Raw genomic sequence first — 8,525 nt, forward strand, 5'->3', positions numbered from 1 at the left:
AGAACACGAACCGCACCGCGTTGGTGACCGGGGCGAGCGGGCCCAGTTGCAGCGCCGTCTCCAAAACGGCGGCCACCCCGGAGCCGTCGTCGTTGATCCCGGGCCCGGCGCGGGAGCCGTCCAGGTGGGCGCCGACCACGACGACGTCGTGAGCCGAGCCGGTCTTGGTCTGCGCCACGACGTTTCGCGAAGTGATGTTGACGTTCTGCGCATCCAGCACCAGGCGTACCGGTGCCGTGGAGCCGGACAGCGCGGCGGCGCCGTAGGCGCCCAATACGGCGACCGGCACGGTCAGCTGCTTGAAGTAGCCGGGGGTGAACAGGGTGGGCGGCGCGCCCCGCCCGGTGGGCGAACTGAGCACGATCAGCGCGCTGGCGCCCTTGGCCACCGCGCTGTTCTGTTTGTCGACCACCGAACAGTGCGCGTCGTCGACGACGGCGATCGCCCCTTTGGGCAGGGGCGACGGGTAATCGGTGGCCGCGCAGCCCGAGGGCTGGGCCGGCCGGACCGGCTGGCCGGTCAGTCCGCCGGGCGGCGTTTGGACCAGCAGCGAGGCCTGGTCGACCGAATAGGTACGACCCGCAACGGTCAGCGCCGGCTTACCCAACGACACGGTGTAGAGCCGGTCGAACTGCGGCGTCTGTACGTCGAAACCCTTGTCTCGCAGTGTCTTAGCCACGTAGTCCACGGTGGCGTTGAAGCCGGGTGTGCCGTCTGCGCGGTTGCCGCCGTTGGCGTTGGCGATGTTCTGCAGGGCGCGCAGATGGGTCAGCAGGCCCTCGACGTTCACCCGTTTGGCCAAGCTGTGCGCTAGGTCCGGGGTGGCCGTCGGCTGCCCCGGCCGGGTGTCCGAACACCCGGCCACCAGCGCGGCGAGCAGCAGCAGCGTCGCGACCAGCCGGGACATCATGACTTGGCGAGCACGTGCCGGACCCGGTCCGCCATGGCGGGGACGCCGTTGTGCCCGCCGAGGTCCTGCGCGTACAGACCCATCGCGTAGGCCACACCGCCGCCGTTGATTCCCAGTGCGGTGCGGTCGATGTGGTCGAGGGTGTCGGTCTTCTGGTGGTAGTTGGGGTCGAACGGTTGATCGGCGGCGCCGCCCCACAATTTGGCCTGGTCGGCGGACATCTTCCCCTCCGCCCCCGAGAACAGGCCGCCGGCGGGGACGCCCGCCAGGGTGAACCCGTCGTAGTCCGACCGGCCGTCGAACGAGGTGTCCTGCGCGGTCTTGCCGGCCGACTTCAGGTAGGCGACCAGCGTGCGCTCGATACCGGCCGAGCCCTCGGGCACCACCGGCTGGCCGCGCGCGTCCGCGGGCAGCGATTGGTCGCCGTCGTAGGTGAAATAGCCGGGGTTCGGCGATGCGAGCATGTCGAAATTGAGGTACAGCGCAAGGTTTTTCAGCGCCGTCAGGTCCAGCGACTCGACGTAGTTGCGCGATCCGATCAGTCCGAGTTCCTCGGCACCCCAGAAGCCGAACCGCAGCGCGTTGCGCACCGGTGGTGAATTCCCCAGTCGCACAGCGGTTTCCAGCACCGCGGCCACGCCCGATCCGTTGTCGTTGATGCCCGGCCCGTCGGGAACGCTGTCCAAGTGGGCCCCGGCCATCACCACGTCGGTCGCCGACCCGGTCTTGGTCTGCGCAATCACGTTGCGGGCGCGGAAGCTTTGGACGCTCGCGTTGAGCTTGATGGTGGTGGGGCCGGGCTGGCCGCGCAGCTGCACCCCCACCGACTTGGTGACGCTCAGCACCGGAATCTTCACCTCGGTGGTCGGGCCGAGCGTGCCGCCCATCTGTTGTTCGTCGACGTTGTCGGCGATGATCATCGCCACGGCGCCGCGCTGTGCCGCGGCGTTTTCCTTCTGTGCGAACGGGCAGGTGCCGCGGTCCACCAGCACCACGGCGCCCTGCAGCGGCAGGGCGGCGTAGTCGGCGGCCGCGCAACCCAAGTTGTCCGGCGGTGCGGCGAGGAGCGGCCCGCTCACGCCGGCCGGCGGGGTGCCCAGGCTGAAGTCCAGCGCGTGCGCCTCCACCGACTTGCCGCCGACGGTGAGCTCCGGCTTCTCGGCGTGGAACACGCGCGCCGAGAATTCCGGGGTCTGCACGTCAAATCCGCTGCCGCGCAAGACGTTCACCACATAGTCGACGCTGGCCTCGTAGCCGGGCGTGCCCACCGCCCGGGTGCCGTTGTTGGCGTTGGCGATGTCTTGCAGCTTGGTCAGGTGGGCCATCATCGCGTCGGTGGTGACCTTGTCGCGCAGGCCGGCGGCGAATTCGGCCGCGCCGGGGTGCGTTTGCTGCGAGTCGGACGACCGATGCGAGCAGCCGGTCGAGAACGCGGTCAGGGCGATCACGGCCAGCATCGCCGGAATCGTCGTGGATTTGTTCACCATCGCGCCCCAGGTTAGACCGCTGCCGAACCGGCCCGGATCAGGACACGGCGGTATCAGACATGCAGTGCGCTGAAGGGCGCAAAGGGGATGTTGCGCACCACGAACCAGGCCAGCACCAGCGACAGCGTCACGGCGGCGGCCCAGCGCCGGTGCTGCCAGCTGCGGATGCGCCGGCCCACCAGGCGCCCGTAGGTCCAGGAGAAGTAGGCCCACGCCAGCAGCGCGACAGCCGCCAGGCCCAACGCGTTGAACCTGGCGGCCGCCAACAGGTTGCCGTGCAAGAGCGAATACACCATCCGCAAGCTGCCGCAGCCGGGACAGTCGATCCCCAACAACGCCTTGGTGGGGCAGACCGGCAGCGGACCGTTCGGTGTGGTCGGGTCACCCGCCCAGATGGCGGCGCACATCAGCGTCGTGGATGCGGCCACGACCAGTGGCGCACCCAAGCTCGCGTGCGCCGCCCCCCAGCGGGTCACCATGATCGAAGTCTAGAACCTTTAGAACATCGCGGCGAGTGCCGCGTTGGTGTCCGTGTTGAGCGCGCCGACCGCCATCAAAATGCCGTAGATGATGCCCACCACGATGCCAATGGCTACCGACCAGATCACCCATTTCTTGGCACTTTCGGCGGACGCGTGCGCCTCGGCATAACGTCCCTGCGCCCACAACCCATTGACCTGGCTCGACTTGACTATCGCCACGATTCCGAAGGGAAGACAGCAGAACAGGGTCGCCAGAATCGACCACACCAGATAGTTATTCGGCGCTTCGCCGGCCGGCTGCTGCGGCGGGTAACCGGGAGACGGCGGCGGGTAATTGGGCGGCGGAGGAGGGGGTTGTGTCATGGATTCTCCAGTCCAGAGAAGTTAGCTGACGTAAAGCGGTCTAACCATACCCGAGCGGACTCTGATCGGCACTAGCAATGCAAAATCTGGTTTAGGCCGGGCCGGGCGCAACGCGCCGGAGACGCCACCGCATTCACCGGGCGGCTCGATTACCGCCGGACTCAACATAATTCGCCAGCGGGCGGCGCAAGCCGCGCGGCACTATCATTTTCCTGGGCCTCTGCCCGTTGAGCCGACGAAGGATGCCTACACAGACAATTGCCTGCGGAACGTATTGCTTTACCACGACATAGACCTACTATCCGTGTTTAGAAGCCGCCGTTAAGGAGCCATTCATGTCTGATTTCAGCAACGTGCTGAGGGCAGCGGTCTTAACGGCCCTCATGGCCGGTTCGGCCTTAGCGGGCGGCGTCACTGCGAGCGCGGACCCGGCCACCACCGGCAACCCGTCGGATATCAACGCGCTTGCGGCCTCGCTGTCGAAGGGCTACGGCCTGAACAACTGCACCGCCGGAAACATCGACCGCAGCACGCAACTGGCGGTACTCACCTGCGGGCAGAGTCCCGACCCGAGCGGCCCGGTTCAGGCCAAGTACGTCCTGTTCACCAACGCCGAGAACTTGGCCACCTCGTTTAAGGCCACCATCAAAGAGGACGTCCTGACCCCCTGCGGGGACGCCGCCCAGTCGCCGTCGACCTGGCACAAGGACGGCGCCGCCGACAGCGCCGGTCAGGCGGCCTGCGGCACGTACCGCAACGGCGCCGAGATCATCTGGACCACCGACGCCAAGAACACGCTGAGCTACCTGCGCGCGTCCAACACCGACGTGGCCGCGCTCTACCGGTGGTGGCGCGCCAACGGGTGAGATTCGGCGAAGGGCCGCAACCGATTCAAGAACAGATGACCGAGAGACGTTCGCCCCTCTTTATTTCCATCAACCGCAGGGAGTCAGGAAAATGTCACATCTCAACACCGCGCTGCGAGTCGTGTCGGCCGCAGCCTTAACGGGCAGTTTGGCTTTCGCGGGTTGTGCCACCGCAAGCGCCGAACCCAACACGGGTAACGCGGCGGACCTGAACACGCTGGCCGCCTCGCTGTCGAAGGGCTACGGCCTGAACAACTGCAAGTCCCAAGAGCTGACCGAGGCCGGCGAGCTGGCCGAACTGGTGTGCGGGCAAAGCCCCGACTCCAGCGGACCGGGATCGGGTGTCTACGCGCTCTTCTCCAACAGCACGAACCTGGGCTCCGCGTTCAGTTCTACGATCAAGGACGTGTCCCTGGCCGCGTGCGGGGACGCCGGGCAGTCACCGGGAACGTGGAAGCAGAACGGCCAGACGGGCGGCCAGATCGCCTGCGGCACCTACAAGAACTACGCGACGCTGACCTGGACCACCGACGCCAAAAACGTGTTGGGACATCTCACGTCGGCCAACTCCGATGTCAACGCCCTCTACCAGTGGTGGCGCACCAACGGCTGACGCTTAGAGCGCGGCCGCGACCAAATCCGCTACCGCGCGCATCCCGTCGGCGTTCGGGTGCAACGGAGCGGGGCGTCCGGGCAGTGACACACCCAAGCGGGTCGGCAGCGTCGTCCAGGGCTCTGCCGACCATGCGTGGTGCTCCCGGCTGGCCGCGGCGGCGCGGATGAGTCCGCAGCCGGTCGCCGCGACGGCATCGGCCGTCATCGTCTCCAGCGCCGCGGCCACGTGGCGACCCAGGTCGGCGTCGGCGCTCGACAGCGGCGCGGCCGGCACACCCGGCGGCGGCAGCATCGTCAGGTAGTCGACGAAGAATATCCGTGCCCCCGCGCACCGGTGGCGCACTTCCCGGCCGACCGCGCACAGCGATTCAAACACCGCGTCCAAGGCCGCATCTCGCGCTTGGCGGTCCAGTAGTTCGGTGATGCGGTCCCCCAGCAACGGCAGGTGCCGCAGTGCCCGCGGCAGCGACGCCGCCATCAGCAGCGGGATGTAGCCGACGTCGTTGCCGCCGATGGTGACGGTGACCAGACTTTCGGTGCCGTCCAGCGCGGCGATTTGGGGTGGCGCCCCGCGCTGGCTTTCGGTGAGCACGTGGGCGGTGGTCGCCCCGGAGAAGGTGACGTCGACCAGGTCGTAGCCGTGACGCTGCGCGATCAGGTGGGCGTAGTTGCGTGCGGATCGACCCGACCATCGCGGAGCCCCTGCCGCGCGGGGACGGATGCCCGGGCCGGCGGCCATCGAACTGCCCAGCGCCACATAACGATTCATTGACTCAGGCTGGGGCTGGAAGCCTGCGCCCAGAACCGCTTCGGGATCCGTCCGGCACCGCGGGCCAGATACCCGGCCGTGACCGCGGCGGCCATCGCGGCGGCCATCGCCGCCGGATCGGCGGCCCGGGTCACCGCGGTCGCCAGAAGTACGGCGTCGCAACCCAATTCCATCGCCAGCGCGGCATCGCTGGCGGTTCCGATGCCGGCGTCGAGCACCACCGGAACGCCGGCCCCGGCGACGATCATCTCGATGTTGTGCGGGTTGGTGATGCCCAGGCCGGTGCCGATCGGCGAACCCAGCGGCATGACGGCCGCGCAGCCGGCGTCCTCGAGCCGGCGCGCCAGCACCGGATCGTCGTTGGTATAGGGCAGCACGACGAACCCGTCATCGACCAATTGCTCTGCGGCTCGCACCAATTCGACCGCGTCGGGCAGCAGCGTGCGTTCGTCGGCGATCACCTCGAGCTTGATCCAGTTGGTGTTCAGCGCCTCGCGCGCCAACTGTGCGGTGAGCACCGCCTCGGCCGCGCCGCGGCATCCCGCTGTGTTGGGCAGCGGCGTGATGCCCAGCCGGTTGAGCAGATCGAGCAATCCGGTGCCGCCCTCGGCGTCGACGCGGCGGATCGCGACGGTGGTCAGTTCGGTGCCCGAGGCCACCAGCGCCTCTTCGAGCACCGCCAGGTTGCTCGCGCCGCCGGTCCCCATGATGAGCCGCGACGCGAAGCTGCGGTCTCCGATGGTCAGTTTGGGCATCTCGGATTTAGCCACCTTGCACCGCCGTCACCACCTCGAGCCGGGCACCGTCGAAAAGCTCGGTGGCCCAACGGGATCGCGGCAGCACCGTGTCATCCATGGCCACGGCCACCCCGCGGTCCGGGAACCCCAGGGACTGCAGTAACGCGGCGACCGTGATGGGCGCGTCGACGTCGACCTTCTGCTCGTTGACCAGAACGATCATGGGTGTGCTCCCACCGGGGCCAGTTCGGACACGATCTGTTCTGCCGTCCAGGGCGCCAACAGGAATCCCGACCGGCCGTGGCCCGCGGCGACCAGCGTCCGCGCATCCAGGCGATGCACCAACGGCAGATTGTCCGGGGTCATCGGGCGCAGACCGGCGGCGCATTCGGCCAACTCGTATTCGCCCAGCGCCGGCAGCACCGCGCACGCGTCGTCGAGCAGGTCGCGCACCCCCGACACGACCGGGGCCGTGTCGCGCCCGTGCTCGTACTGGGTGGCGCCGACGACCACTCCGTCCGCGCGGGGCACCAGGTACACCTGCCGTCCGTGCACCCGGGCACGAATCACCCGCCGCGGCAACGGCATACAACCCTTGCGCCACCGCAGCCGCAGCACCTCGCCCTTCACCGGGCGCACCGGCAGGCCCGGCCACAACGCCGGCGCGTCGATGCCGTTGGCGATCACCACCGCGTCGGCCTCGACGCGCGACAGCTCGTGCACCGCCGGCGCCCACCGCACCCCGAGGCGCTCACACTCGGCGGCCAGCGCGTCGAGCACCGCGCGGTTGTCCACGGCCAGTTCGGTGGGCGCCCGGAAGCCGTGCCTGATGCCCTGCGCCAGCAGCGGTTCGACGTCGCGGGCCGCCGATTCCCAGACCACCGGGTGCCCCTGGCCGGACAACCAGTCCGCGACGGTGCGCAGGTCGGCGACGTCGGCGCGGTCGACGGCCACCACCAGCGACTCGCGCGCGGTGACCACCCCGGGCGGCAGCCCGTCGGTGAAACCGCCCTCGCGCCACAGCCGCAGCGATTCCAGGCCCAGCCGCAGCAACCGCTCCTCGCCGGGCCAGCCTTCGCTGTGCGGCGCCAGCATGCCGCCGGCCACCCAGGATGCGCCCTGGTGGTCGCTGCGATGCACCCGCACCGACCAGCCGGCCTGCGCGGCGCGGCGCGCCACCGCCAGCCCGATGACGCCGCCGCCGACGACGGCCAGGGACCCCAGTGGGGGTCCCGAGGGCATCCCGGTCATTCTCGAGCCTCCCTTCGCCGGCATGATCCGGATCAGGTGTGACGGTAAGGGCAGGTCCGGGTGGCTCCGGCTGTGCCCACTCTCAGCCCCGCAGTCGCCTCGACTACCCGGGACTCCCGTGTCTGGTGGTTCTCTTCGGCTCCACGCTAGCGCGCTAGCGTCTCGGTGTGCATCAACCTCTTGCCCGGCTGGCCGCGGCGCGACTCTATCTGTGCACCGACGCGCGCCGTGAGCGCGGCGATTTGGCCGAATTCGCCGACGCCGCCCTGGCCGGCGGCGTGGACATCATCCAGCTGCGCGACAAGGGTTCGGCCGGTGAGCAGCGGTTCGGCCCGCTGGAGGCGCGTGAGGAGCTGGCGGCGTGTCAGGTCCTGGCCGCCGCGGCACGCCGGCACGGCGCCCTGTTCGCCGTCAACGACCGCGCCGACATCGCCCGCGCGGCCGGGGCCGACGTGCTGCACCTCGGCCAGGGCGACCTGCCGCTGGGGATCGCGCGCGACATTGTCGGGACGGACGTGCTGCTCGGCTCGTCCACCCACAGCGCCGATCAGGCCGCCGCGGCCGCGCGCAGCGAAGCGGACTACTTCTGCGTCGGGCCGTGCTGGCCCACGCCTACCAAACCGGACCGCGCGGCGCCGGGCCTGCCGCTGGTGAAGGTGGCCGCCGGGCTGGGAACCGACAAGCCGTGGTTCGCCATCGGCGGCATCGACGAGCGCCGGCTGCCCGAGGTGCTCGACGCCGGCGCCCGGCGCATCGTGGTGGTGCGTGCGATCACCGCGGCCGCCGACCCGCGGGCCGCGGCCACGCGGCTCAGTTCGGCGCTGGCAGCAGCGCGCTGATCCGGCGGGCCAGCTGCGAGGGCGCCTGGTCGGCCTCCGACGGGGGCCCGGGCATGCACCAGACGAAGACGCCGGTCTCGATCTCGATCGTGCGCGGCAGGTATCGCCGCCGCTCGTCGCCGTCGCCCAGCGGCAACACCGCCGGCGCGGTGCGCAGCCGCTGCCAGCTGGCGGCGAAGCCCGGGTGCAGCGGCAGGTCGGCCACC

11 protein-coding genes, 1 pseudogene and 1 riboswitch are annotated in these 8,525 nt (G+C 69.6%); of the genes and pseudogenes, 3 read left to right on the forward strand and 9 right to left on the reverse strand.

Annotated elements, in window-relative coordinates:
* From A9W96_RS19700 to A9W96_RS19715, 4 genes are all read right to left on the reverse strand, one after another.
* Window positions 1-910, reverse strand: a 910-nt coding sequence (locus A9W96_RS19700) for a M28 family peptidase (RefSeq protein ID WP_156765329.1), incomplete at its 3' end; no start/stop codon positions are given.
* A complete protein-coding gene (locus A9W96_RS19705) occupies window positions 907-2,397 on the reverse strand; it encodes a M28 family metallopeptidase (RefSeq protein WP_066872437.1) in 1,491 nt (496 codons plus the stop codon). The genes A9W96_RS19700 and A9W96_RS19705, both read right to left, overlap by 4 nt.
* 53 nt (window positions 2,398-2,450) lie before the next feature.
* A complete protein-coding gene (locus tag A9W96_RS19710) occupies window positions 2,451-2,876 on the reverse strand; it encodes a DUF2752 domain-containing protein (protein WP_066872434.1) in 426 nt (141 codons plus the stop codon).
* Window positions 2,877-2,894: 18 nt separating this feature from the next.
* Window positions 2,895-3,242, reverse strand: a complete 348-nt coding sequence (locus tag A9W96_RS19715) for a CD225/dispanin family protein (protein WP_067142305.1) — start codon at window positions 3,240-3,242, stop codon at window positions 2,895-2,897.
* Window positions 3,243-3,577: 335 nt separating this feature from the next.
* Between A9W96_RS19715 and A9W96_RS19720 the strand changes: the two genes are divergently transcribed.
* Window positions 3,578-4,108, forward strand: a complete 531-nt coding sequence (locus A9W96_RS19720; RefSeq protein ID WP_067142308.1) for a serine/threonine protein kinase — start codon at window positions 3,578-3,580, stop codon at window positions 4,106-4,108.
* A gap of 91 nt (window positions 4,109-4,199) precedes the next feature.
* On the forward strand, window positions 4,200-4,721 hold the full coding sequence (locus A9W96_RS19725; protein WP_067142311.1) for a serine/threonine protein kinase: 522 nt from the start codon (window positions 4,200-4,202) through the stop codon (window positions 4,719-4,721).
* Between the two features lie 3 nt (window positions 4,722-4,724).
* Here the strand turns inward: A9W96_RS19725 and A9W96_RS19730 are convergent, their stop codons facing one another.
* Genes A9W96_RS19730 through thiO form a run of 4 tightly spaced genes read right to left on the reverse strand, consistent with a single transcriptional unit; the run spans window position 4,725 to window position 7,471 of the window.
* Entirely contained in the window at window positions 4,725-5,492 is a 768-nt protein-coding gene (locus A9W96_RS19730; protein ID WP_067142314.1) for an SGNH/GDSL hydrolase family protein, read from the reverse strand.
* Window positions 5,489-6,247: a thiazole synthase gene (locus tag A9W96_RS19735; RefSeq protein ID WP_067142318.1), complete on the reverse strand. Its 759-nt coding sequence runs from the start codon at window positions 6,245-6,247 to the stop codon at window positions 5,489-5,491. The genes A9W96_RS19730 and A9W96_RS19735 overlap by 4 nt, the downstream gene beginning before the upstream one ends.
* Before the next feature lie 7 nt (window positions 6,248-6,254).
* Complete coding sequence (gene thiS / locus A9W96_RS19740; RefSeq protein ID WP_066872420.1) at window positions 6,255-6,452, reverse strand: sulfur carrier protein ThiS; 198 nt, start codon at window positions 6,450-6,452, stop codon at window positions 6,255-6,257.
* Window positions 6,449-7,471 carry a glycine oxidase ThiO gene (thiO, locus tag A9W96_RS19745; protein WP_067021792.1) on the reverse strand — a complete coding sequence of 341 codons (1,023 nt, stop codon included), beginning with the start codon at window positions 7,469-7,471 and terminating at the stop codon, window positions 6,449-6,451. The genes thiS and thiO overlap by 4 nt, the downstream gene beginning before the upstream one ends.
* Window position 7,472: 1 nt before the next feature.
* A riboswitch (TPP riboswitch) is annotated at window positions 7,473-7,610 on the reverse strand.
* Between the two features lie 37 nt (window positions 7,611-7,647).
* On the opposite strand from thiO, the gene thiE reads away from it, so the two are divergent.
* The gene (gene thiE / locus A9W96_RS19750; RefSeq protein ID WP_067021783.1) at window positions 7,648-8,319 is read left to right on the forward strand and encodes a thiamine phosphate synthase; all 672 of its coding nucleotides are present in this window, start codon (window positions 7,648-7,650) and stop codon (window positions 8,317-8,319) included.
* Here the strand turns inward: thiE and A9W96_RS19755 are convergent.
* Window positions 8,291-8,525 (reverse strand): annotated as a pseudogene (locus tag A9W96_RS19755) (DNA mismatch repair protein MutT); the annotation flags it as partial. The gene thiE and the pseudogene A9W96_RS19755 sit on opposite strands and share 29 nt — an antisense overlap.

This window comes from Mycobacterium sp. 1245852.3 (genome assembly GCF_001669335.1).
Taxonomy (GTDB): Bacteria; Actinomycetota; Actinomycetes; order Mycobacteriales; family Mycobacteriaceae; genus Mycobacterium; species Mycobacterium europaeum_A.